Annotated in this window: 19 protein-coding genes; 7 read left to right on the top strand and 12 right to left on the bottom strand. The window is 40.7% G+C overall.

What is annotated here, in order from left to right; genetic code table 11:
• Positions 1–304: 304 nt before the first annotated feature.
• Entirely contained in the window at positions 305–829 is a 525-nt protein-coding gene (locus AAG747_RS14740; RefSeq protein WP_346821947.1) for an RNA polymerase sigma-70 factor, read from the bottom strand.
• Positions 830–1,206: 377 nt separating this feature from the next.
• On the opposite strand from AAG747_RS14740, the gene AAG747_RS14735 reads away from it, so the two are divergent.
• The gene (locus AAG747_RS14735) at positions 1,207–4,383 is read left to right on the top strand and encodes a S41 family peptidase (protein ID WP_346821946.1); all 3,177 of its coding nucleotides are present in this window, start codon (positions 1,207–1,209) and stop codon (positions 4,381–4,383) included.
• A 182-nt stretch (positions 4,384–4,565) separates the two neighbouring features.
• On the opposite strand, the gene AAG747_RS14730 is transcribed toward AAG747_RS14735, so the two are convergent.
• Positions 4,566–5,291: a DUF2652 domain-containing protein gene (locus tag AAG747_RS14730; RefSeq protein WP_346821945.1), complete on the bottom strand. Its 726-nt coding sequence runs from the start codon at positions 5,289–5,291 to the stop codon at positions 4,566–4,568.
• A gap of 223 nt (positions 5,292–5,514) precedes the next feature.
• On the opposite strand from AAG747_RS14730, the gene AAG747_RS14725 reads away from it, so the two are divergent.
• Positions 5,515–5,820, top strand: coding sequence for a hypothetical protein (locus AAG747_RS14725; RefSeq protein WP_346821944.1), 306 nt, complete (start codon positions 5,515–5,517; stop codon positions 5,818–5,820).
• 72 nt (positions 5,821–5,892) lie between these two features.
• Here the strand turns inward: AAG747_RS14725 and AAG747_RS14720 are convergent, their stop codons facing one another.
• Positions 5,893–6,648: a DivIVA domain-containing protein gene (locus AAG747_RS14720; protein WP_346821943.1), complete on the bottom strand. Its 756-nt coding sequence runs from the start codon at positions 6,646–6,648 to the stop codon at positions 5,893–5,895.
• Between the two features lie 191 nt (positions 6,649–6,839).
• Positions 6,840–7,475, bottom strand: a complete 636-nt coding sequence (locus tag AAG747_RS14715; RefSeq protein ID WP_346821942.1) for a hypothetical protein — start codon at positions 7,473–7,475, stop codon at positions 6,840–6,842.
• A 557-nt stretch (positions 7,476–8,032) separates the two neighbouring features.
• On the opposite strand from AAG747_RS14715, the gene AAG747_RS14710 reads away from it, so the two are divergent.
• Positions 8,033–8,983, top strand: a complete 951-nt coding sequence (locus AAG747_RS14710) for a DUF4178 domain-containing protein (RefSeq protein ID WP_346821941.1) — start codon at positions 8,033–8,035, stop codon at positions 8,981–8,983.
• Between the two features lie 68 nt (positions 8,984–9,051).
• Here the strand turns inward: AAG747_RS14710 and AAG747_RS14705 are convergent, their stop codons facing one another.
• Positions 9,052–9,375, bottom strand: coding sequence for a hypothetical protein (locus AAG747_RS14705; protein ID WP_346821940.1), 324 nt, complete (start codon positions 9,373–9,375; stop codon positions 9,052–9,054).
• An 84-nt stretch (positions 9,376–9,459) separates the two neighbouring features.
• Entirely contained in the window at positions 9,460–10,035 is a 576-nt protein-coding gene (locus AAG747_RS14700; RefSeq protein WP_346821939.1) for an NUDIX domain-containing protein, read from the bottom strand.
• Between the two features lie 619 nt (positions 10,036–10,654).
• Between AAG747_RS14700 and ileS the strand changes: the two genes are divergently transcribed.
• Entirely contained in the window at positions 10,655–14,023 is a 3,369-nt protein-coding gene (gene ileS / locus AAG747_RS14695) for an isoleucine--tRNA ligase (protein ID WP_346821938.1), read from the top strand.
• A gap of 275 nt (positions 14,024–14,298) precedes the next feature.
• Here ileS and AAG747_RS14690 read toward each other — a convergent pair whose 3' ends face one another.
• Together AAG747_RS14690 and AAG747_RS14685 are read right to left on the bottom strand one after the other, a co-directional pair.
• Complete coding sequence (locus tag AAG747_RS14690) at positions 14,299–15,690, bottom strand: efflux RND transporter periplasmic adaptor subunit (RefSeq protein ID WP_346821937.1); 1,392 nt, start codon at positions 15,688–15,690, stop codon at positions 14,299–14,301.
• Between the two features lie 221 nt (positions 15,691–15,911).
• Positions 15,912–17,090 carry an acetyl-CoA C-acyltransferase gene (locus tag AAG747_RS14685; protein ID WP_346821936.1) on the bottom strand — a complete coding sequence of 393 codons (1,179 nt, stop codon included), beginning with the start codon at positions 17,088–17,090 and terminating at the stop codon, positions 15,912–15,914.
• Between the two features lie 300 nt (positions 17,091–17,390).
• Here AAG747_RS14685 and AAG747_RS14680 point away from each other — a divergent pair, with 300 nt between their 5' ends.
• Positions 17,391–17,912: a DUF7935 family protein gene (locus AAG747_RS14680; RefSeq protein ID WP_346821935.1), complete on the top strand. Its 522-nt coding sequence runs from the start codon at positions 17,391–17,393 to the stop codon at positions 17,910–17,912.
• A 186-nt stretch (positions 17,913–18,098) separates the two neighbouring features.
• On the opposite strand, the gene AAG747_RS14675 is transcribed toward AAG747_RS14680, so the two are convergent.
• Positions 18,099–19,217, bottom strand: a complete 1,119-nt coding sequence (locus AAG747_RS14675; RefSeq protein WP_346821934.1) for a hypothetical protein — start codon at positions 19,215–19,217, stop codon at positions 18,099–18,101.
• Between the two features lie 329 nt (positions 19,218–19,546).
• Between AAG747_RS14675 and AAG747_RS14670 the strand changes: the two genes are divergently transcribed.
• Both AAG747_RS14670 and AAG747_RS14665 read left to right on the top strand, forming a co-directional pair.
• Positions 19,547–20,644, top strand: coding sequence for a hypothetical protein (locus AAG747_RS14670; RefSeq protein WP_346821933.1), 1,098 nt, complete (start codon positions 19,547–19,549; stop codon positions 20,642–20,644).
• Positions 20,645–20,824: 180 nt separating this feature from the next.
• Positions 20,825–22,147 (top strand): tetratricopeptide repeat protein, encoded by a 1,323-nt coding sequence (locus AAG747_RS14665; protein WP_346821932.1) that lies wholly within the window; start codon positions 20,825–20,827, stop codon positions 22,145–22,147.
• An 87-nt stretch (positions 22,148–22,234) separates the two neighbouring features.
• Here AAG747_RS14665 and AAG747_RS14660 read toward each other — a convergent pair whose 3' ends face one another.
• From AAG747_RS14660 to mce, 3 genes are all read right to left on the bottom strand, one after another.
• Positions 22,235–23,071 (bottom strand): SDR family NAD(P)-dependent oxidoreductase, encoded by an 837-nt coding sequence (locus AAG747_RS14660; RefSeq protein ID WP_346821931.1) that lies wholly within the window; start codon positions 23,069–23,071, stop codon positions 22,235–22,237.
• 94 nt (positions 23,072–23,165) lie between these two features.
• Positions 23,166–23,636, bottom strand: coding sequence for a pyrophosphohydrolase domain-containing protein (locus AAG747_RS14655; RefSeq protein ID WP_346821930.1), 471 nt, complete (start codon positions 23,634–23,636; stop codon positions 23,166–23,168).
• A gap of 140 nt (positions 23,637–23,776) precedes the next feature.
• Positions 23,777–24,184, bottom strand: coding sequence for a methylmalonyl-CoA epimerase (gene mce, locus AAG747_RS14650; protein WP_346821929.1), 408 nt, complete (start codon positions 24,182–24,184; stop codon positions 23,777–23,779).
• Positions 24,185–24,234: the final 50 nt, after the last annotated feature.

Below are 24,234 nucleotides of genomic sequence, written 5' to 3'. Positions count from 1 at the left end.
AGAGGACACCAGGTTCTTATTCTATGACGAGTTTGCTTAGCGATATCTTGGCTGATCAGTCATATGTAAAGCTCCGGTTTTTCCATACGGGATTTGGTATGACGACTTGGTGGTTACAGCGGCTTCGATAAGTGCCAATTCTGTGCAGGTGAGTCCGTTCGAGTGACGCAATGGCTGTGGTAGCAGATGAAATTAAAAACAGAGTATGAAGGCAAGGGTATTTTGCTTTCTTTTAAATGAGTTGAGAAGCAGATTTTTTTCCAAAACTCATCTTAGTAATGTGGTTATTAATAAGGACTCGTATTTAGGAGTATACGGACAAATTTTCCCGCAAGAAGTTCAGTGCTTTGGTGAGGTGGTTTTTGACGGTTTTTTCGGATATCAATAAAGCGGATGAAATTTCCCGGGTGTTCATGCCCTTTTCCCTGCTGAGTTTATACACCTTTTTGCATTGGCAGGGAAGCCTATCCACCAATTCATTCACTTGGCGGGAAGCATCGTTGTAATAGACTTCGTTCTCGATGCACAATTGATGATCGCAAAGCTCTGTTAAGTTGTGTCCCAACAATTCTTCTTTTTGGCTCTTTTGACGATAAAAATCGATCACTTTTAATTTTGCCGCCCTCACCAAATAGTGTTCAATAGGTCCGGAGATTTCTAAAGAATTCCTACGTTCCCATAAGGAGCAAAAAATGTCTTGTACCATTTCCTGGGCGGCTTCCGTGTTTTTTGTATGTGCATAACAAACCCCATAGACTTTCTTCCAATAAAGTGTATAGACTTTTTCAAAGGTTTTTAAATCCTGTAGGTGTAATGGAGCGCTTTGCATACCCTCTATTTCGAATCGTATTTTTTAGAATGGTTTTAAAGAGGGGCAAACATACTGAGGAATCTATATTTGGGCAAGTTTATTTAGAATGATTTTAAATAAAGCAAAGCGAATCCTTGGCTCTTGTGAGGAAAAACCCTTCTTCTCTTTATTTTTATTAAAAGTATCCCATCCTTTCTTCCGAAGATTCCATTAATCCGGCTTCTTGGTCAACTGATAACAATTTTTAGCCTCTCTTAAAATTTCCTTATTTATCTACCAAAATATTATTAGTTTATTGAGCAGTTTTAACTTTTCATTCGGCCTATAATGACCAATAAATAAACTATACTATGAGAGTTTTATCATTTATATGCTTTTTAAGCTGTTTCATTCTTTTGGAAATTCCTGAGGTCAAGGCCCAGGTAAATGCTCGGATGTTACGGCATCCGGATGTGTCGCAAACGCAGATTTGTTTTGTATATGCCGGGGATATTTGGGTAGTTCCCAAAGAGGGAGGAACGGCCGTAAAATTGAGTTCTCCCAAAGGAGAGGAGTCTTTCCCCCGTTTTTCTCCCGATGGCTCTCAGATTGCCTTCAGTGGGAATTACAATGGCAATACCGATGTTTTTGTCGTCTCTTCTACCGGTGGACTGGCTAAGCGGGTAACTTATCATGGAAGTACTGACCGGATGGTTGACTGGCATCCGGAGGGTGAACGGATCCTGTTTGCTTCCACCCGGAGAAGTGGACGCCAACGTTTTAGTCAGTTCTACCTGATCAGTCCGGCCGGAGGAATGGCCGAGCGCCTCCCTATAGCATATGCTGAGTTCGGCAGTTTTTCTCCTGATGGCAAGCAAATTGCCTTTACCGATCGTTCCCGGGTGTTCCGGACCTGGAAGCGATACCGGGGTGGTTGGGCCGCAGATATTCTTCTCTTTAATTTGGAAGATTATTCATCCAGTAAAATTACATCCAAAGCGAGTAATGACGAACTCCCCATGTGGCATGGAAACAAGGTGTACTTTTTGTCCGACCAAGGCCCGGCACAACGCTATAATATTTGGGTACATGACCTCCATACCCAACAAACGAGTCAACTCACCCGGTTTAAAGATTTTGACGTTCATTTCCCTTCGATAGGGCCGGAAGAATTGGTATTTGAAGCCGGAGGCAATTTGTATTTGATGAATCTGGCTTCACAGGAATACAAAGAAGTGAAAATCAATGTAGTGACTGATCAACAGTTCTTAGTGCCCCGGACCGAATCGGTAGAAAAATATGTTCAAAATATGAATATTTCCCCGGACGGAAAGCGGGCATTGGTAGAAGCCCGGGGCGAAATATTTTCCCTGCCTGCTGAAGAGGGATATGTAAAAAACCTGACCCATTCCAGTGGTACAGCCGAGCGTTTTCCCGCCTGGTCGCCTGACGGAAAATTCATTGCTTATTGGAGCGATGCTTCCGGAGAATATGAGTTGACAATCATGGATGTACAAAAGAATGAGTCCGTCAGCAAGGTGACATCTTTGGGACCGGGCTTTCGCTATCATCTGTTTTGGTCGCCTGATAGTAAGAAGCTGGCTTTTGTGGATCAAACCAGCCGTATCAAAATTTTTGACCGGGAAAAGAACCGCATTCAGGAAGTAGACCAAGGCTTGTGGATGATGTATGGCGGGCAGTATGACTTTTCTGCCAGTTGGTCGGCAGACAGTCGTTGGCTTGCGTATGCACGAGGTTTGGATAACCAACACAATGGCATTTTTCTTTACGATGTACAAAACCAAAGCCGGCATCAGGTAACTTCCGGGTTTTACAATGCGAATAACCCTGTTTTTGATCCCGAAGGCAACTACCTGTATGTGACTACCGATAATCATCTGAATCCAATATATGGTAATTTTGATTATTCGTTTGTCTATCCGAATTCGACTCATTTGGCGGCTATTTGCCTTCGCAAAGAGGTGCTTTCTCCCTTGGCACCTAAAAATGATGAAGTAAGGGTGGAAAAAGAAGAGGAAAATGACAAGGAGGAAAAGAAAGAAGTCACGATTGATTTGGAGGGTTTGGAAGAACGTATGGTAATCTTGCCTCCCCAACCGGGCAATTACAGTAGGTTGAGAGCTGCTAAAGGAAAATTAACCTACCTTCATTTTCCTAATACCGGAGCAAGCGAAGAGAAATCTGCTCTGAAGTACTTCGATTTGGAAAAGCGAAAAGAGCAAACGGTAATTCAAGGTGTGGATGCTTATGAGTTGTCGGCCGATGGCAAAAAAGTATTGGTCTTCAAACAAGAGGACAACTCGGGAATCGTATCCTTGGAGGCAGGGCAGAAGCTGGAAAAACCATTGCCTTTACAGGAAATGAAAATGGTGGTAGACCCCAAAGCGGAGTGGAAGCAGATATTTACGGAGGGATGGCGTTTGGAAAGAGATTATTTTTATGATAAAAATATGCACGGGGTCGATTGGTCTGCCATGCGGGAACGTTATGGCAAGTTATTGGAGGATGCCGTTACCCGTTGGGATGTGAACTTTGTGTTGGGAGAGTTGATCGGAGAACTGAATGCCTCCCATACTTACCGGGGCGGAGGAGATACCGAACAAGCTTCAAAACAAAATGTAGGCTACCTGGGCATTGATTGGGATATTAGCGGTGAACATTACCGGATTGGGAAAATTATCAAAGGTGCGGCTTGGGATGCCGAAGTACGCTCGCCTTTGGCGATGCCGGGTGTAGATGTGAAGGAAGGAGATTATATCTTGGCTGTCAATGGCGTACCGCTTTCCATAGAGTTTGAACCTTATCATGCCTTTCAGGGATTAGGGGAAAAAGTAGTGGAATTATTGGTCAACGAGAAACCAGAGCTGGCTACGGCAAGGAAAGTAATTGTAAAAACTCTTAACTCCGAAACCCGCTTACGACACCTGGCTTGGATAGAAGCAAAACGACAAAAAGTAGAGGAGGCCAGTGGTGGAAAAATCGGATATATTTATGTAAGAAGTACCGGAATTGACGGGCAGAACGAATTGGTAAGGCAGTTTGCCGGACAACGGCATAAGGAAGGCCTGGTGATTGACGAGCGGTTTAATAACGGAGGGCAAATTCCCGACCGGTTTATTGAGTTGCTCAATCGCAAACCTTTGGCTTATTGGGCCGTACGGGATGGAAAGGATTGGGTTTGGCCTCCAACGGCTAATTTTGGCCCCAAAGCCATGTTGATCAATGGATGGAGCGGTTCCGGGGGCGATGCCTTCCCGGATTACTTCCGGAAAGCCGGATTAGGGCCATTGATCGGTAGTCGTACCTGGGGTGGTTTGATCGGGATATCCGGAGCCCCTTCATTGATTGACGGAGGAAGTGTTACGGTGCCCACTTTCCGTATGTACAATCCGGATGGTACTTGGTTTAAAGAAGGCCATGGAGTGGAACCGGATATCGAGGTGCCGGAAGATCCTACCCAATTGGCTCTAGGAAACGATCTTCAGTTGGAAAAAGCGATTGATTATATAATGGAAAAGCTGAATGGAAATGAATATAAATCGCCCAAGCACTCTTCTTATGAAGCAAGGTAGGTTGAGCAGTTGATTTATTCAGCCGGCATACAAAAGTGCGTGTTGTTTTCATTTGGATAACAACACGCACTTTATAATATATCAAGATTATAAATAAGCCAAATCTACCGGACCGTTAGCACATTATAGTCAATAGCGTTATTTATGATTGAGTGAACTAGTGAGTAGAGTACTTGACTTTGCTAATGTTTTGTACTCATTTGTAAGTGATGAAATTTTTTCGGGGGAATGAATATACGCTTAATCATATGCAAGTCGAGCCGCCAAACCATTTTTGCTTTGCTCCAAAATGTCCGTTTGGGGGGGACGATGTCCATCCGTTTTTTTTCGGGGTAGTGCACCATTACATTGATAGGTCCCAAGCCTTCACAATTCTCGCATCGTTGTTCGGGAATCATGCCTTTTACTTCGCCTAAGATCTGGTAAAAACCATCTGTTATCAACAAGTATTCTTTGTGGGGAATGGAGTTTTTTAACAAGCGATGAGCGAGGATCACGTCTTCTCCGGAAATTTTTGTGAAGTGGCGGATTTTGTTAAAAACAGCCCTTCCATGATGCATGATGATTTTTAACTTTAGCTGACCTACTTTGGCACAGGCTTCACAAGAACATACTCTGCAATCACTGATCAATTCCCCTTCTTTTTTGCGAAAGCCTTCAAAAAATTGCTGGGCTTGCCGGTAGATATCTTGCGCCATGGCTTGGCTACCGTCCGATTCGGCATAAAATACCACCGCGTCACCTTCCAATTCATGTAAAACCAAAGGCGTTGAGGATTCTTTGATCACGCTTTCCAATAGTTCGCTGATGATTTCTTCGGCATGGAGCAGGCTGATTTTATGTAACTTGATGAATTCGGTGTAGCCACTAATATCAGCTAAGACCAAAAAGATTTTTTTCATTTCCATAAGGCATATCCCGTACACCGGTGGTTTGTTGAATAATCTATACAATTTACTAAAAATTTGAAGAAGGTGTTGTATAGATGGGGAGGTTTCACAAGTAATATTCCCGGGCTAAGAAGAAGTTTGTATCCCTCTAAATGATGTTATGTCCCCAGAAAACAAGCATTTTGGTAAGCTGAAAAATATTTTCTTTATTCGTGAGCAAAACCACTTACTATACACCCAAATGAATCCAGCAAATCTGTTAACTATTGAGAGTCTTCCGGCCAAATGGATGGACAAAGACGAAGTGATGTTGCACGCTTGTTTTCAATTATTGGTAGACTGTATTGAAAAAGAGGAAATTCATAAATACACCGATTGGAGCCACACCGAACTTCATAGAAATGTCAAAGAGGAAATGGATGTTTTATACAAATGGTGGAAAGAGCGCAGCAAAATGGAGCATATAGAAGTAGACGAAAAACAACAGGAAGCCGACAACGAAAAGTTGATCCGCTTGATAAAAATCAGAAAGTACCTGTGGACTTAGGACAGCAAATGGCATTGAAGAGAGGGGAATTGAAAGACTGATTTCGCCTTCGGAGAAACCAGTGCTCTTGTGTTAATTGAATTGGTCAAAAAAGTTGTCAAAATCATCGATGCCCAACATGAGTTGATCTGTTTCATCCTTGACCGTCCGGATCTTTTCTTGATAAGAAGAATGAATTTTTTCTTCTACTCCGGAGGGGGCTTGTTTGGGTAAATGATTTTCAGGAACGATGCTTTCTTCGTTTTCCAAATCAGGCATTTTCTGTGAAATCAGCTTATTGGTTTTTTGCAATTTTTCTTCCAACAAAGACACCTTTTTCAAGCGGGCAAGCTTTTCCAAACGACTGAGTGTCTCGTGAATAATGGAGGTCATTTCCTCGATGAGCCGGTCGGTTTGATGGTCGATGACCTGATAGTTATGTTCCAGAATCTGCAAGTCTTTGCGCATGGCTTGCAGTTTGTTTTTATACATTAGGTTGGCATCCTGTAAGATGTTACGCGCATGCTCACGGGCCTGATGGATTTTGGCTTCGGCATGCATCCGGCCTCTCTTTACTTCCAGTTCGGCTTGCTTTTGGGCCTTTTCGATGATTTCTTTTTTGTGTTCTTGTGCCTCTTGTAAGGCAAATAACAGGCTTTTTTCCATCGCCCTTAACTCTGAAACCTCATTCTTCAATGAACTGACCTCTGTGTGCAGCTCCTCGTTGTTACTTTCTAAGGTTTGGATACGGGTTTGATATTTATCAATATGTTCTGTTACCTGTTTCTTGTTGTAGCCAAATAATGATTTGTTGAAGGTTTTGTTTGTAGAAGCTTTGTCTAGTGCCATGTTTGTGTTCAGTTGTAGGTCTGGGCTCAAAATTAGTTGGAAAATACATATTTATAAAAATAAATAAAACCTCAGAGCCAATTTTTTCAGAATTGTTAAAGAAGCCCGGAGAGTTTCTCAGGTAGAAATAAAAAAAAGAGAATACAAGTTGTATTCCCTTTTTCACCTTAAATATGAAAATGAAGTTTTTTTTATTTGCTGATTTCAAATGTTTCTGTGAATGTTTTATCTCCTAAGTTCACTACATAAGAATAAGCACCATTCTTTAATTTCGTCAAATTGTACACTTTCAAAATTTTATCTTCGTCTTGTATTTCTTCGAAGTACACCAGGTTGTTGTTGATATCGTACAATTGTACTCCTAAGTCGTGACGGTTGTTATTTTTAATGAATACTTTCAACTTGTTGTTTTGAAAGTATACATGTCCCGAATAGTTTTCTCCATCGTTTTGTCCGGAAGCTGAGATGGCAAGACGACCATCATTTACATCCAGTAATTTTTCAATTTGCTTGCCTGCAACAAATACTTCCACTTTATAGGTTCCTTTTTCCAGGCTTCCCAAATCGTACAATACATTGTACTGTTCTTTATTTTTGAAAAACTTCGCATAAAGCGTGTTTCCTTCGAGGTCTTTGATTTTTACGGCTACTTTTTTACCTTCCAGGTTGTCTAAGCTAAGTTTGGCTTTGCTTTTACCGATACCTGTAAGTTCAATGTTTGCTGAGTTGTTGTCTGATTCACCGTCAGCAAATGCTACGGTGCTTAGGAATGAGGCTACTACTACTAAAAAAGTAAATCTTACACTGAAAGTTTTTACAATACTCATAGCTGAAATAATTCTAGGTGAAATAGTTGATTTCAGTGCAAACATAGAATTCAGCGAAGCTTGTATTGTGAAGGAATTATGAACTTAAGATGAATTAAAAATTACTCACAATACTTTGATATTAATTTAAAGTTAAATTTACTACCTTGTAACTTTCCCGTAATCAGTATAATATTTTGCTTTTTTTTAATATTTCAGAATATTATACTGAATGTTTGAAAAGTGTATAGGGATGTTTGTCATTTGTGGAAAAGACTAAAGTTTAAGGAGTCTTTACAAATACCGAAATATTAACAAAATTTGCTTATGCGCATATATAAAATGTAAAATCGCAGCAGCGAATAAGTTATACTGTAGGCGAATATTCGCTTACTTTGAATAGCCAAAAATATGTTGAGGTGTGCCAATTTTGATCTTGTGAGAATGTCGTACAAAAAACTTGAAGCCTTTTGGCAAAGTAAAGAGTTAAATAAAGTAGCGATGTGGAAATTTTATTCAATTGCTACAAGCAGAGGAGATTGAATGATATATTTGTAGCGTAAACCCTGTCAGTCCTTATGGAAACATTGTTAATACCCGAAATTCACGAACACCTGCCAAAACCTATCAGAGATCAAGTGCGCCTGCTTCCCAAAGAAGTACAACTGGAAGTTTTTCGCAGGTTTAATAGCCGGAAGAAGACTCTTGGCTGGGCGTATTTGACCCACTTTCTTATGGGAAGTTCTTATGCCTATCAGGAGAAGTGGATCAAACAGGTACTTTTTTGGCTGACAGGTTTGGGGTTCGGTATCGGTTGGGTGATTAATTTGGTTCGCATGCCTTCCATGATCAAAGGGGTCAATAAGAAAATAGCCAGGAAGATTTTGGAAGAAGTATGTGAAAGTTTTGTCTATGTGAAAAGGTATCCTCAACTTACTGCTATCCGGAAGAGTTTGTACAACCAAAGCCATGATTTTCAGCCGGCAAATAAGTTGCAGCCCCGGCCTGTACAAAGAGAAATTGAAGATCCTTTGAATGTTTCTCTGGAACATTTGAGCACCGGATTTATCCTGGATTACCAAACTCAAACTTGGTCGGTGGTTCATGAGAGTCAATTCGATTTGAACCAAGGCTTGACAGAGCGAATGTTTAAACTGACCTCCAGTTTGGAATCAGTGTTTATCCTGATCAGGCAAGATACCGGTCAACAACAAATTATAGATTTCAGCTTGACCAATATTCACGCGTTGGATCCTGATTTACAAGTTGAAATTATCAAAGTGGGGCAGCCAAGGAATGTATTGCACTACCAAGAAGGTATTTATTATAAAGAGCATTATCGCAAAGGGCATTCTTATGATATTACGGATAAGTTGCCCGGCAAATGGACGGAAGTTTGGGAGTATTTGAACGGTGAACGCTCACAGATTATCCGGATTGAGAAATATGCCAATCAACAGTTTAAAACCTATATTGGAAAACCGGTTTCTTCTTTAGCCTTTTCGGAAATTTTACCAAGTATGAAATAGCTTGTTTCATTTACTTCTACAACCCTTCAATCCTTCAGCTCTTCAACTCTTCAATCCTTCTCCCTTTCTTAGGAAGGAGGGCTGTATTTTCTGCGGATCTCAACTTTTTGCAATTGCCGTTGGATGATTAAGTTCGCCAAGTTTTCAGCGATATTTCCGGCCTGTAATCCCGACAAAATTTCCTTTACTTTTTCTTCCTTCAAGTCGATTATATAACAAATTGACATCAGGCGTTCAAAGTCATGATCGAGCAAATAGCCAATCTTTTGACTCAGTAGTTTGTGCAAATGCCGGAAGGCATCCTCGGGGTTGTCAGGCAATCGGATTTCATCCATTTCAAAATCCTTACTTAGCAATAGAGAAGAAGCACGTAAATCAGTAATCTCAAGCATACGTAGATTAATTAAAGTAAAAACCGAAATGCTATTTTAATTTGCCGGTTTAAGCATGGTTAGTTTAAGGGAAAGTGTTTACAGTCAGGGAGTGGGGGTATGCATTTTCAACCATAGAATTCCGATCAGGGTTTTGGCATCCTGGATTTCACCTTGCAAATAAGCTTGCCAAACTTCCTCCATAGACCATTCGATGAGTTGAATGTCTTCGTTTTCGGTATCCAAGCCACCGCCGTTATATGTGTTTTCTTCTTCCGTTACCTCTATATAGAACAAAAACATGCGCTCTGAGCTTCCTCCGGGAGAGGAATAAAATTGATGAAGCAACCGGGCTTGCCGGGCTTTGTAGCCTAATTCTTCCTCTACTTCCCGTAAGATACAGGCTTGAGGGTCTTCTCCGCTTTCCATAGAGCCCGCTACTAATTCCACCAACCAGCCTGGCCCTTTTTCAAACGTAGGATAACGGAATTGTTTGGTGAATAGAAGCTTCTGCCGGGTTTTGTGCCATACAATTGCGGTTACTGAATCTCCCCGCTCGCCCTTTAAAAAACGCACTTCCGGGCTCATACTGCCATCAAACCGTTCAAATTGAAGTTTTCCTTCCTTGATTTTCAGAAAATCATCAAACAATATGTTCTCTTCTTTAATAGTTACTTTCATGCTTTTTATTCAACAATGATTGGAAAATATCATCCAAATCGCCCGGCAACAAATTAGCTTATGGCATTTACAAGGCTTGAGATACAAAGTAAATTATAAATTTTAAAACCGAAGAAGTTTTACTTCCTCCTGAGCCGTGTTTTCCATTATAAATAGGATAAAAAATTCCATTCTGTTAATCACTTACCCTGGGAGTTAGTAATTCTGAGAGTTCTCATTATATCAGTCGTTGAAAACCGCTAAAATTTGCTGTCGGATATGGATTGGGTGCCCAAAACCTGCGCTTTTTGCTGAAAGTTAAGCACTTACTTTACCCCTCAAAATCATTACTCTTTCGAAAGGCAAAATAAGAAACAGGAAGCAAGAAGTAAAAGACTCTGTATGAAGAATCTGTGAAATCTTCCTTCTTGGCAGGGAGCTGCGCTTATTAGTAAAAAATAACTACCTTTGCAAATTCTATGGTCTTCAAGTGGGAGGGATAAAGCAGAGATGAGGGCTGTAAGAAGTGTTGGCCTTCCTTTGGCTCGAACAGAGGGGGAAGAATTTTCAGATGTAAAGCAGAATTATCATACAGAGATAACTTTGTATAGTTCAGTATCATAAATGTATCTACAGAAAAATGAAGTTTAAAGAGTACAAACAGTTAGACTTGACGAAAGTTGGAGAGGAAGTACTGGATTATTGGAAAACCAATAAAGTATTCGAAAAATCCATCTCAACCCGGGAAGGAAAACCGACTTTTACTTTTTATGAAGGGCCGCCATCAGCAAACGGTGCACCTGGGATTCACCACGTGATGGCACGGACTATTAAAGATATTTTTTGTAGATATAAAACGCTTAAGGGGTTTCAGGTAAAACGCAAGGGCGGATGGGATACTCATGGCCTTCCCGTAGAACTGAAGGTAGAGAAAGACTTGGGCATCACCAAGGATGATATCGGAAAGACAATCAGTGTAGAAGAGTACAATCAAAAGTGCCGGGAGGCGGTGATGAAGTTCAAATCCCAATGGGACGAACTGACCGAAAAAGTAGGCTATTGGGTAGACTTGGATAATCCTTATATCACTTTTGAAAAGGCATATATTGAGTCTCTTTGGGCTTTGTTGAAAGAGTTATACAACAAAGACCTCTTGTACAAGGGGTATACCGTACAACCTTATTCTCCGGCAGCAGGTACCGGTTTGAGTTCGCACGAATTGAATATGCCCGGTTGCTATAGAAGTGTGAAAGATACTTCGGTGGTTGGACAATTCAAGGTAGTGAAAAATGAGGCTTCGGAGAGGTTGTTTGACGAAGAGGAAGAGGAAGTATTTTTCCTGGCTTGGACCACTACTCCTTGGACCTTACCGTCCAACTGTGCGTTGGCCGTAGGAGAAAAAATCACCTATCTGAAAGTAAAAACCTATAACCCGTACACTTTTAAACCGATCAGTGTCATTTTGGCGAAAGATATTTTCGGAAGGTTCTTTTCCGAGAAAGATAAAGAGCTGAAATTGGAAAGCTATCAGGGAAAAGAGAAAGAAAAAATTCCTTATAAGGTAGTAGGGGAACACAAAGGGATAGACCTGGTGGGGATGGCCTATGAGCAACTAATGCCTTATGTACAACCGGAAGGAAAGGCTTTTGTCGTGATTCCCGGTGACTTTGTGAATACGGAAGAAGGTACCGGAATCGTACATACGGCTTCCGTCTTTGGTGCGGATGACTTCCGGGTTTGTCAACAAAACGGTATTTCTTCCGTCTTGGTAGAAGATGAGAATGGAAAGCCCTCTCCGTTGGTAGACAAACAAGGACGTTTCGTTAAAGAGGTGACTGACTTTGCCGGAAAGTATGTAAAACCGGAGTACGAAGATGCCGGTGTACAGGCAGACCCGAAGTTTAAACCTACGGATGTTCTGATCGCCATTAAACTGAAGGAAGAGAACCGGGCCTTTAGGGTTGAAAAATACGAACACAACTATCCGCATTGCTGGCGTACTGACAAGCCAGTATTGTACTATCCCTTGGATAGCTGGTTTATCCGTACAACTGCCGTGAAAGACCGAATGGTAGAGTTGAACAATACCATTAACTGGAAGCCTCAAGCTACCGGAACCGGTCGGTTTGGCAACTGGTTGGAAAACCTGGTGGATTGGAATTTGTCCCGTTCAAGATATTGGGGGACGCCTTTACCGATCTGGAGAACGGAAGATGGCAATGAGGAAAAATGCATAGGTTCTATTGCCGAATTGCAGGCAGAAGTGGAAAAGGCGGTGGAAGCAGGAGTAATGCCTGCCGATTCCAAATATACAAAAGGGGGAGTCTTGGTAGAAGAGTTTGACTTGCACCGCCCGTATGTAGATGAAATCATCTTGGTGAGTGCCAATGGAGAAGCGATGAAGCGGGAGGAGGACTTGATTGATGTATGGTTTGACAGCGGGGCCATGCCATATGCGCAATGGCATTACCCGTTTGAAAATGAGGAGATCTTCGAGCAAAGTTTTCCCGCTGATTTCATTTCGGAAGGGGTGGACCAAACCCGTGGCTGGTTCTTTACCTTGCACGCTTTGGGAGTCATGCTGAAAGACAGTGTGGCATTTAAGAATGTGGTTTCTACAGGGTTGTTGCTGGATAAAACAGGTAACAAAATGTCCAAACGTCTGGGCAATGTCATCGACCCGTTTGAAACCATCGGGAAGTACAGTGCTGATGTAGTGAGATGGTACATAGTGGAAAATGCTCCGCCTTGGGATAACTTAAAATTCAGCATCAACGGTGTGCAAGAAACACAAAGGAAGTTTTTTGGTACTTTATATAATACCTATTCTTTCTTTGCACTTTATGCTAATTTGGATGCATTTACGTATGCAGAGGAAGAGGTACCATTGGCTGAGCGTACGGAAAGCGATCGCTGGATTATCTCCAGGCTGAATTCTTTGATAAAAGAGGTGGATACTGCTTTGAATGAGTACGAACCGACTAAAGCTGCCCGGGCGATTCAAGGATTTACCATCGATGACTTGAGTAACTGGTATGTGCGCTTGAATAGAAAACGCTTTTGGAAAGGTGAATATAACCAAGACAAACGCGCTGCTTATCAAACGTTATACACCTGTCTCCGTACGATTGCCAAATTGATGAGTCCGGTGGCACCATTCTATGCAGAACGATTGTATCAGGATTTGAATGCTACGACTCAGCAAGACCATGAGGAGTCAGTACACTTGTGTTCTTTCCCGGCTTGTGATGAAGCTGCAATCAACATCGATTTGGAAGAGAAAATGAGCTTGGCTCAACGGATTTCTTCTCTCGTACATTCATTGCGTAGAAAGGACAAAATCAAGGTGCGTCAGCCTTTGTCCAAAATCATGATCCCGGATATCAATGCCAAGGTTACTACCCAGATCAAAGCCGTGGAAGAGATCATAAAGTCAGAGGTAAATATCAAGGAAGTGGAGTTTATCGATGACTCATCGGGAGTATTGGTGAAGAAAATTAAGCCTAATTTCAGAAAGTTAGGTCAACAGTATGGAAAGTTGATGAAAGGTATTTCCGCTGCGATTAACCAGTTTACCAAAGAAGATATCAGTCAACTGGAACGCGAAAATAGTTTTGCTTTACAGATAGGAGATGAAGCAATCAACCTGACACTGGAAGATGTGGAAATCTCTTCGGAGGATATTCCGGGGTGGTCTGTGGCCAGCGACAACGGTGTGACTGTCGCTTTGGACATCACCATCACCGATGCATTACGGGAAGAAGGGATCGCAAGGGAAATAGTGAACCGGGTACAAAATATCCGGAAAGATATGGGACTTGAGGTACAAGATAAAATCAAAATCAAAGTGAAAGACGAAGAAGCCTTGGTGACGGCAGCACTGAATGCTCACAAAGAGTATGTGTGTTTGGAAACACAAGCTTTGGCACTGGACTTTGTAAATGATTTGACCTCTCCAAGAGAGTTGGATCTGGATGATGTAAAAGTCGTATTGGAAGTAATTGTATAAATTATTGAAAGCGAAAGAATGAGGTTCTCTGATTCTTTCGCTTTAGAGCATGTTCGAAATTCGTAGTGGGAGATGCTCCTTCGGGAGACCGCCCCACGGCGGTAAAATAGGGTTCTCAAAATACTGTACTGAGGCTTCTGAAATGGGTGTTTTAACCCGAAGGGTGAAATTAAAACATGCTCTTATCTATTTTATAAAAAGAAAAGTCCGGTGAGTACTCACCGGACTTTTTTGATGCTATGGCTAAGCTCTTTAAGTGTATTTTATGAACTAGGCTAGTTGTCTTTTTGGGCGAGTTGACCTTGTTTCTTTCCTTTTTCTTCTGTTTTCACCAGGTCTCCGTTTTTTAAGAGTTTGGAAACCTGTAAATAAGGGCCACTCACCACTTCTTCTCCGTCTTCAACTCCTTCCAGAATTTCGATGTTTTCAAAATCACTAATGCCGGTTTTTACTTCGCGTAATTTTACAGTACCGTCTTTGGAATTATGAACAAACACCACTTCTACGATATCATCGTCTTTAGACGTTGCACTTGCATGGCTCGCGTTGGGTTTGTTTTGGGTGCTGTCTTTTTGCAAAAGGTCTTTGCGTGAACGGGTCGTGACAGCAGAAAGAGGTACTGAAAGAATATTGCTTTTTCTTTCGGTAATGATATCCACACTGGCCGTCATGCCCGGGCGGAAAGGCGATGCCTGAGGCTTTTTGTCTAACAAATGTTTGTAAGAGGTTTTTAACAATTGGATTTTGACCTCAAACTCCGTGACCGCTTCTGCGCTGATTCCCTGAGTCTGATTGGCGGAGTTGGCAATTGCCGTGACCAAGCCTTTAAACTTTTCACCGGTATACGAATAAGAGTCTACATCTATAATTGCCGTATCATACATACTGATCCGGATAATATCATTTTCATTGACATCCACACGTACTTCCATCTCATCTAAGTTGGCAATACTGAGCATTTCCGTTCCGGCCATTTGTTTGGTTCCGACCACACGCTCTCCTTTTTCTACATCCAGCCGGGTCACAATCCCGGCCATGGGTGCATAAATGCTGGTAAGGGCCAAGTTTTCACGCGCCTCCGTTACCGATGCTTCGGAGCTTATTACCGTATATTCCGAAGCTTTCACCCCTTGTTCTGCGGCTTCTAGATTGGCTTTGGCCACCAAGTAGCTGGCTTTACTGGTTTCAAAATCCTTTGCAGAAATTACTTTTTGCTCAAAGAGGTCTTTGTTCCGTGTATAATCGAGTTCTGTTTTGACAAACTCCGCTTTGACTTGGGCCAGTTGTGCTTTGGTTCGTGCCAGGTTTGCCTTTTGTGTATTCAAATTGGCTACTGTTTGGTCCAAGATGGATTTCAAATTATCGGGGCGAATTTTTAAAAGTAACTGGTTTGCATGTACCGAATCACCCTCTTCAATAAAAATTTCCCGGATCTCTCCGGATACTTCAGGGCTGATTTTCACTTCTTCCACAGGTTGGATTTTACCAGAGGCACTTACTTGCTCCACAATGGTAGCAGGTTTGGCCTTTGCCAGCTCTACCGTTTGGGCGGCTTGTTTACCAATCCAGCCTTGCTGTTTGCCAATTATCCCCACAATTACGATTACCCCAATGATAAGCATAAGGAAGATAAATAAGGGTTTATTGCTTTTCTTTTTTCGAGCCATAAATATTGCTTTGATTTGCCTGTGAATGAGTTTTTTTGAAAATATACGTGGAATTTGGGCAGAACAGAAAACGATCTTATATCAGTGGATAAAAACTTATTTATATGGAGGGTAGAGGAGGGCAACGAGGAAAAGCAGATGTATACAAAAAGATTGGTGCAAAAATTACTTCACTCCAGCAGAAAGGAGTGAAGTAATTTCAACCAGCCAATCGAAGCCAGTTAAACCTTTTCGATCACTAAGGCTGAGGCTCCGCCACCTCCGTTACAAATAGCGGCCAATCCTTTACTACCGGATTTGGCTTGGAGTACATTACTCAAAGTAGTGACAATACGGGCTCCGGATGCGCCTAAAGGATGACCTAAGGAGACGGCTCCCCCTAACACATTCATTTTTGCCGGGTCGATTTCCAATACTTTTCCAAAGGCCAAAGCTACTACCGCAAAAGCTTCATTGACTTCAAAGTAATCGATATCGTCCAACTTCAAACCTGCGCGTTGTACGGCTTTGGGTGCGGCCATTGTGGGAGCTACGGTAAACCATTCCGGTTCGCGGGCGGCATCGGCAAAGGCTAAAATTTTGGCGATGGGCTTGAGGTTAAGTTCTTTGACTTTTTCCGCACTAGCCAAAATGAGGGCAGAAGCTCCGTCATTAATGGTACTGGCATTGGCTGCGGTGACGGTTCCGTCTTTCGAAAAAACGGGTTTTAGTTGAGGGATCTTTTCAAATTTTACTTTTTTAAATTCTTCATCCTCTTCAATGACCAATGGGTCGCCTTTTCGTTGAGGCACCTCCACAGAGACAATTTCTTGTTTGAAAAGGCCTTTTTGGGTACTTTCAGCCGAGCGTTTATAGGAGTTAATGGCATATTCGTCCTGTTCCTCCCGGGTAATAGCATATTCTTTCGCGGTTTTGTCGGCACAAGTTCCCATGGCTGCATGGCTGTAGGCATCGGAAAGCCCGTCTTTTGCCAGTCCATCCACTAATTCTCCGTTTCCATAGCCGTATCCAAAGCGGGCTTTAGGCAGGTAAAAGGGAATGTTTGACATACTTTCCATGCCGCCGGCCACGACAAGGTCGTTGATACCCAACATGATGGACTGAGCTCCGAACATGATAGATTTCATTCCGGAAGCACAAACTTTATTCACCGTAGTACAAGGGACTTCATAGCCAATACCTGCGTGAATTGCCGCTTGCCGGGCAGGTGCTTGCCCCAAATTGGCAGACACTACATTTCCCATAAAGACTTCATTGATCCAGTTAGGGTCTACTTGCGCTTTGGTCAATGCGCCCTTGATCGCTATGGCTCCCAATTGGGTTGCCGGTAAGTTGGCAAATTGGCCCCCAAAACTTCCAATAGGCGTTCGCACTGCTGATACAATAAATACCTCTTTCATTTTATGTGTTGCTTTCAAATTGGTGAGAATAATAATGTATGAACCTGAGCTTTTGAAAAGCCTCAAAAAGTTCAAGTGAAAATTTATCAAGTATAATCAGAATAATCAAATGAATGAGGAAGTTATTATATATTGACTATTGGGTGGTAATCCTTGAAAAGAGGAGACTTTTTCACTGTTTTTGATAAGAAACCCTCCCTACTACGGCCAAAAGCCAAAAATTTTTTCGAATAGATTTTTTTTCACTGTATTTCAATTTAAGTTTAACCTTTCAAACAAAACTTTTTGACCTAGTACACTATGGATGCATTTATTGACATTTTAAAAATCACCTTACCTGCGGTGATTGTTCTTTATGCTGTTTACTTGATAGTAAAATCTTTCCTACAAAAACAATTTGAAATTACGCTGAATAATCTGAAAAGAGATTCTAATAAAGAAGTGCTCCCTTTGCGTTTACAGGCGTATGAGAGGATGGCAATTTTTTTGGAGCGTATTACTCCCAATAACTTAATTACCCGTCTGAATGATGGTTCGTATAATGTAAGTCAGTTTCAAAATATTCTTACCCATGAAATTCGCCAAGAGTATAACCATAACTTATCTCAACAGATTTATATGAGTGACGAAGCCTGGGAGCTGATCCGGAAAGCGAAAGAAGATATGATTTCCATTGTAAATAACTCGGCCCGAGAATGTAAACCCGAAGGACCTTCTGTGGAGTTGGCCAAAAAAATCTTTGAACTGGTATTGGAGCAAGAAAGGGATTCTCCAAGCGAGGCGTTAAATTATATCAAGAAAGAGATACGAGATATATTTTAGTTGTTGATACTCTTTAAGAGCATTACAGGGTTTAGCATACAGGGATGCCGATATGTTAAACCCTGTTTTTTTGATGATGACCTAATAGGGAAGACGGCAAACTGTTGGGCTGGTTGGAAGGTAGAAAAAAATCCCTGTTCAATGAAACAGGGATTGAAATAGCTATGAAGACTCGCTTGGAACGGATTAAAACCCTCTTTCCAAAATAATGTCTGCTTTATAAGTGCTGCTGACATTGCCAGCTTTGTCTTTAAAACGCACGTAAATGGACTTATATCCATCTTCCTCTCCATCGAGTCGCCAGTTGGGGATGCGTTCCTGGTAAAGTCGCCAGCGTCCTCCTTTAAAGCTTGAGTGATTGCTGATAATCATTTGTTGGGCATCACTGGCAAGTAATTTCAGTTCAACCATTTTGTCGAGGTGATGGGTTTTAGGAGCTCCATTGTCAATAACAACCATACAGTTGGAAGGAGGAGTCGTGTCTAAAACAATTTCGTCTGAAGCGGTTTCAGACTCATTTCCTACTTTATCTTTAAATTTTACATAGATAATTTGGGGCCCTTGGTCACCTGTTAACGTCCATGCCTTTTGCGTTTGGTAGATTTCCCAGGTAGCTTCTCCGAATTGTTTCTCTTGGCTTACCATCATTGAATCGGCATTTCTGGCCGAAATACTCAATTCCACCATTCTGTTTTGTTGAATGGTAAATTCCGCACCCTGGTCTATAACAACCTTTCCCATGACAGGCGCTTCGGTGTCGATGAGAATTTGGTCGGAAATGACATCTGTTTCATTTCCTGCCACATCTCTGAATTTGACATATACACCATGGTAGCCATCGTTCCCTTTTTCCAACTGCCAACCTTGTATGGCTTCCTGGTACAACCTCCATTTTTTGCCGATAAAAGTATTTTGGTTGCTGATCATAAAATACTTGGCATCAGTGGCTTGTAAAGATACATCTACAACATGAGAGGGATCGTTAGTGGCTTTTCCGGGCACTTCGATACTTACCAAGGGGTTTTGAGGAGGGGTTAAATCCAATAGGATGTTATCCGACACAACTTTTGATTCCTGGTAGTTTTCATCTCTGAATTTTATATAAACGGCTCTGTCTCCGTCCACCGCATCCAGGGCCCAGTTGAGTATTTTCTTTTGATAAGCCACCCATTTTGCACCGCTAAAATCTTGTTGGTTGCTAATGAGCATTTGGTAAGCATGGTCGCAATGGATGCTTAAATCCACACTTGTAGAGTTTGTATACTTATTTCCATCTGCGACAATAATTTCTGGGTTTTTGCACATAGATTGTGCATGTATCCAACCAGGAAACATTAAAAATAGAAGGCAAACAGGTAAAAATTGCTTCATTTGTGGTTCGAATCAGGTTCGTTATATCTTTTATACAGTTTATATCTATTAGTAAGAAAGTGAGTACAATCATATTATTGTCTGAAGAAAGACTACTGTTTCAGGGAATGTTAACAACAGCTAAAAGACCGAAGGAATAGATTGTACTATCTAAAAAATTAGGCGTTAGTAAGTTACGGTTTTCTCTTACTGGTAGAATCGTAATCGGAGCGGAATTTGTTAAGAGTACATTTAGGAGTGTCCAACAAGCAGTCAATTTTTTTATGATGAAAAGAATTATTTCCGTAGTAATATTTTTTCTAATCTCATTTTATGCGGCAGGCCAACAACCTGAAATCAACTCTACTTATACACTGGATATGTTGTCTCAGGAGCCTGTATCGCTCATTAGCCGCCCAGCACCCAGTGCCCCCAAAGAAGCAGGAGATACCACCTTTACCATATATGAAGGCAGTAGTGTAGCCTTGAAAACTTATTTTGTAAATGGGGAACAATACGATAATATTTTTAATCCGAATCCTACAGGTATTTATATCAATAACCAACATTACTCTTTTTACTGTAGTATGGAGCAAACTATCCGGCAAAATTTCAGTAATATTTTAGAGGTAAAGGAATTTTCCTATCTGGGGAAAACCTATCTTATGTTGATTAATTACCGGGAAGATTGTTTGGGAGAAGGTTGCCGGTATCGTTGTTATAATATTTTTGATATAAGTGATGCTAAACATATTTATCAAGTATCCTTTTCAAGTTTATTTGAGGGAGTTGCTTCTTTTGGTGAATTTAACATGGATGGCGTCTTGGATTTTGTAAGAGTGGTTCCCAAAGCTTCACCGACTCAGGAAGAGGGAAAAGAACATTACCTGCTCACTGTTTATACCATAAAAAAAGGCAATGTCCGGCAGTTGAAAAACGCTGAAGGCATGCCTTATTATCTATATGTTGAGGCTGATAAAAATGTAAAAAGTTTTAAGGTTTTACAGGCGGACTGGTTCTTCTCTATCAAAGATACCACGGGAAATGCAGCCGAAGCCACTCCTTATTTTGCTCCTTATATTTCGTTTGATCCAATGTATCGGTATTTATATAGCCCGGATGGGATTCGAATTGAAAAAAACAGATGGTCCGTACATGTAAAAGACCTGAAAGATTTGGAAGCTGCTCAAACTTATTGCCGAAGAATGCAGAAAAAAGGCTTTGAGGATGTGTATATCATGATCGACCAATACGGGGGGGAGATTACCTATCAGATTTTCATGGGAAATTTTATTAGTAAAGACATGGCCGTACACCATCAGGTAAAGTTGAGAAGTGTGGCCATTGAAGGTAAGTTAGCCGACTTACGGAATATGTATTAATAGGTGTTTAGAAGGAAGATGAAGATTTTTTAGTAAAAAAGCCTATTTTTCGATAGTGAAGAGTTCACAATCAAAATAGGCTTTTTTCGTTATCGTTTTGATCCAATTTTTTTAGGAACCTATTCTACTTTTTAAGTTATAACTTTTTGTATACCTGTTTTATCAAATAATCCATTTAAAATGAGACGATATCAATATCTCTTATGCCTAGCCATTTGCCTTACTTTTACACTACCGGTATTTGCTCAACAGGGAGAAGCTGAGTTGATGAATAGTGTAGAGTTTTTAATGCAAAATAACAGGTATGAAGAGGCAAGCGATAATTTAGATAAGGTAATTGCCAAAAATCCAAAAAACTTTAAGGCCCACTTCAAAAAGGCATCTTGTATGATTGGGCTGGGTAAATTTAAATCAGCCATTAAAGCACTGGAAAAATCAGTTGAAGCCAAACCGGATTTTTATCAAGCTTATGAGATGTTAGGAAATTTATACTCTCAATTTAGAAATGCCGAAAGGTCTGTAGTTAACTTTGAGAAGGCTTATGAGTTTGATGAAAACATTGAAAACCGTCTGTTATATAAGTTGGAAATCATAAACATCTTGTACTTAGTAAATCGCCATCGTTTTGCTTTTAAACATATTCAAGATGCCAAATCCATCATAGGGGAAGACAACTTTGATTTGAACTTCTTAGAGGCAGTGTATTACAATCAAGTTGATCAATATGAAAAAACCTTGGAGATCATGGAAAAATTGATCAAAGAGGTACCCACTACTCGCGGTAATGAAAAATACTTTTTTGAGTTAGGGTATGCATATCACAATTTGGGTAAATATGATAAGGCAAAAGAAGTATTGAAAAATGCTGACGGTGGCGAATATAAAACCAAACTTTTCCAGTTTACTCCTGAGTATTATTATAGCCTGGCGAATGCATATTTCCGGGTTTATGAGTTTGGAGAAAGCGAAAAAAATCTATTGGTTACGCTAAAACTGGATCCTTCGTTTTCCAAAGCCTATGATTTGCAAAAGAAACTGGCTGCTATAAAAGTGAAAAAGTCCAGTGTGATTGAAACCCAAAAGAAAGCTGTCGAGTCAGAGAAAAATGAAGAGGCCCTATATGGAAAATTGATAGAGCTGGCCAACTTACAATATCAAAACGGTGATTATGAAGAGGGGATAGCAACTTTAGACCGCTACTTGGAATTGGTGCCTAAGGATGTATCTATGATCTTCTTGAAAGCCGCATGCGAATATAAATTGCAACAACTAGGTGAGGCCACTGAGGACATCTCTAAACTCGTTCACAACCCCAAATTAGCTGCGGACCTGAAAGTACAATGTTTCTTTTTGTTAGGCTTGAGTTATAAAAATGCCGATCAATTGGATAAAGCTCAGGAAATGTTAAAAAATGCGTACAAAGGGCAGTTTAAATTTGCTTCGGTTTACGAATACAATTTGGTAGAGAAAATTAGAAATGCCCGCGAAGAACTGGAAAAGTAATAGGTTAATTGGAGATATAAACAGTCATTCATAAAAAAGCTCTGCATAAAGAAATGCAGAGCTTTTTTATGAATGTATTTTGCTCTGCTAATGGTCTTTATATACCCGGAACACTCTTTCCAGAATCCACATTTTTAATAAAGTAGGCAAAATTCTACCTAACTTTACACAGCCTTTATTGACCGCGCCGGGAATAATAATCGTTTTTCCTCTGAACATTTTCCGGATGGCGTATTCTGCTACATAATCGGGCATCTTGACGATGATTTTAGCTTTGGCCCCTTGTGAATTTATCCGTTTTAGCCCCTCCTCATTCGTAACCACTGGCCCCGGACAAAGTACACTTACTTGAATGTTATGGGATTTTAATTCCTCTCGTAAGGCCAAAGAAAAGCTGTAAATGAAATTCTTTGTACCTGCATAGACACTTTTGTAAGGAAGGGGCAAGGCCGCTTCTAAACTACTGGTATTTAAAATAAAGGCTTTAGAATGTTTTTTGAGCTCAGGAATAAAGTGATAGGTCATGCCTACCAGCGCTTGATTGTTGAGCTTAATCATTTTGTTGTAAAATGTTAAATCAAGGTTCTCAAATATCCCGCCGGTTCCAATTCCTGCATTATTGATGAGTATATTTATGGAAAGGCTTTCTTGTTTGCACCACTCGTATGTACTTTTCGGAGCATTTTCATCCGTTAAATCCACACCAAAATACCGTACATCCACGGAATATTTTTCCTGTAGTTCCTTACTCTGCTCTTTTAATTCAGGACCTGGCAACGCTACCAGGATAAGATTATGCTTTTTTTCGGCAAATACCCTGGCCATTTCTTTACCGATACCATGACTGGCACCGGTAATCAATGTGTATTTTTTAGTTTCGATGATCGTAGATGTTTTATTTGACTCGAATAAAAAACCGGGCAAATTTATTGACAAAAAACTTTCCCCCAAACTGCCCGGTTCACATTCTTGTAGAAAAGCAAGAAGATCATGTTAAAGCAATAGACTCTGTCTGTACTTACCGACCTAAAACTTTTTTCAGATCTGCAGGAGAGTAATTGATAGATTTTAAGGTTTTGTTGTCGGACTTACGGTAAACAAGGTAATGTCCGTCCGTTTGGGTGTAATAACAGTCCGTGTCTTTCTTTTCCTTGTAATATTGGACTGTTGCTTCCGCTTCTTCCTGCGTTTGACAGCTTTTACTCATATTGGACCGTTGTACTTCGTCAAATAATTCTTTGAATTTTTCACCTAGTCCAAATTCCAATACCGCTCCCGAAAGGACGTATTGAATATCACACAAAGCATCTGCAACTTCTGTAAGATCTTTTTGCCGAATGGCTTCTTGTAATTCTTTTAACTCTTCGGCAATTAAGGAGACCCTCAGTTCACAGCGCTCGGGCGAAGGGATGATGGGTTGTTCTTCTATAGGATGTTTGAAGGTTTTATGAAATTCTGCCACTTGGTTTAAGGCATCAATGGGTTCCATTATTATGATAACTGTTAAGGTTAAACTAAAATTAAGGCTGTGAAATTAGGACAAATTCCACTGATTAGAAAAATTCCTTTTTCAATAGAAGCTTCAACTCGGCATACCTCTCAAGAATGAGGCCTTAAGGAATGGGAAATTTATGAGTTCTTTTCGCATAACTCCATCAATACGCCTTGAGTCGACTTGGGATGTAAAAAGGCAATATCCAATCCCTCAGCACCTTTACGGGGAGTTCTATCAATAAGTTGCACTCCCCTTGATTCTACTTTTTTAAGTTTATCTTCAATATCCGATACGGCAAATGCGATATGATGAATGCCTTCTCCTTTTTTTGAAATAAATTTTGAGATGGGGCCCTCCGGGTCTGTAGATTCCAAAAGTTCAATTTTGGTTTGGCCCACTTGAAAAAAGGCTGTTCTTACTTTTTGCTCTTTTACTTCCTCTATGGCATAACAGGTAAGGCCAAAGACTTGCTCGTAAAATCGAATACTTTCTTCTAAATTGTTGACGGCAATGCCAAGGTGTTCTATATAATTTGGGATCATCACAATATTGTTTAAAAATGAATTTAAAAAATCGGTCTCGGCTCTAAATT

The organism is Rapidithrix thailandica (assembly GCF_039710355.1).
GTDB lineage: Bacteria > Bacteroidota > Bacteroidia > Cytophagales > Flammeovirgaceae > Rapidithrix > Rapidithrix thailandica.
Note: the sequence above shows the minus strand (reverse complement) of the source record. Positions and strands in the feature narration are given on the sequence as shown.

Excerpts from the sequence above, each read along its gene's own strand:
- AAG747_RS14740 (WP_346821947.1), bottom strand. The coding sequence starts at position 829 with ATGCAAAGCGCTCCATTACACCTACAGGATTTAAAAACCTTTGAAAAA.
- AAG747_RS14730 (WP_346821945.1), bottom strand. The coding sequence starts at position 5,291 with ATGGAAATGAAAAAAATCTTTTTGGTCTTAGCTGATATTAGTGGCTAC.
- AAG747_RS14725 (WP_346821944.1), top strand. The coding sequence starts at position 5,515 with ATGAATCCAGCAAATCTGTTAACTATTGAGAGTCTTCCGGCCAAATGG.
- AAG747_RS14720 (WP_346821943.1), bottom strand. The coding sequence starts at position 6,648 with ATGGCACTAGACAAAGCTTCTACAAACAAAACCTTCAACAAATCATTA.
- AAG747_RS14715 (WP_346821942.1), bottom strand. The coding sequence starts at position 7,475 with ATGAGTATTGTAAAAACTTTCAGTGTAAGATTTACTTTTTTAGTAGTA.
- AAG747_RS14710 (WP_346821941.1), top strand. The coding sequence starts at position 8,033 with ATGGAAACATTGTTAATACCCGAAATTCACGAACACCTGCCAAAACCT.
- AAG747_RS14705 (WP_346821940.1), bottom strand. The coding sequence starts at position 9,375 with ATGCTTGAGATTACTGATTTACGTGCTTCTTCTCTATTGCTAAGTAAG.
- AAG747_RS14700 (WP_346821939.1), bottom strand. The coding sequence starts at position 10,035 with ATGAAAGTAACTATTAAAGAAGAGAACATATTGTTTGATGATTTTCTG.
- ileS (WP_346821938.1), top strand. The coding sequence starts at position 10,655 with ATGAAGTTTAAAGAGTACAAACAGTTAGACTTGACGAAAGTTGGAGAG.
- AAG747_RS14690 (WP_346821937.1), bottom strand. The coding sequence starts at position 15,690 with ATGGCTCGAAAAAAGAAAAGCAATAAACCCTTATTTATCTTCCTTATG.
- AAG747_RS14685 (WP_346821936.1), bottom strand. The coding sequence starts at position 17,090 with ATGAAAGAGGTATTTATTGTATCAGCAGTGCGAACGCCTATTGGAAGT.
- AAG747_RS14680 (WP_346821935.1), top strand. The coding sequence starts at position 17,391 with ATGGATGCATTTATTGACATTTTAAAAATCACCTTACCTGCGGTGATT.
- AAG747_RS14675 (WP_346821934.1), bottom strand. The coding sequence starts at position 19,217 with ATGTGCAAAAACCCAGAAATTATTGTCGCAGATGGAAATAAGTATACA.
- AAG747_RS14670 (WP_346821933.1), top strand. The coding sequence starts at position 19,547 with ATGATGAAAAGAATTATTTCCGTAGTAATATTTTTTCTAATCTCATTT.
- AAG747_RS14665 (WP_346821932.1), top strand. The coding sequence starts at position 20,825 with ATGAGACGATATCAATATCTCTTATGCCTAGCCATTTGCCTTACTTTT.
- AAG747_RS14655 (WP_346821930.1), bottom strand. The coding sequence starts at position 23,636 with ATGGAACCCATTGATGCCTTAAACCAAGTGGCAGAATTTCATAAAACC.
- mce (WP_346821929.1), bottom strand. The coding sequence starts at position 24,184 with ATGATCCCAAATTATATAGAACACCTTGGCATTGCCGTCAACAATTTA.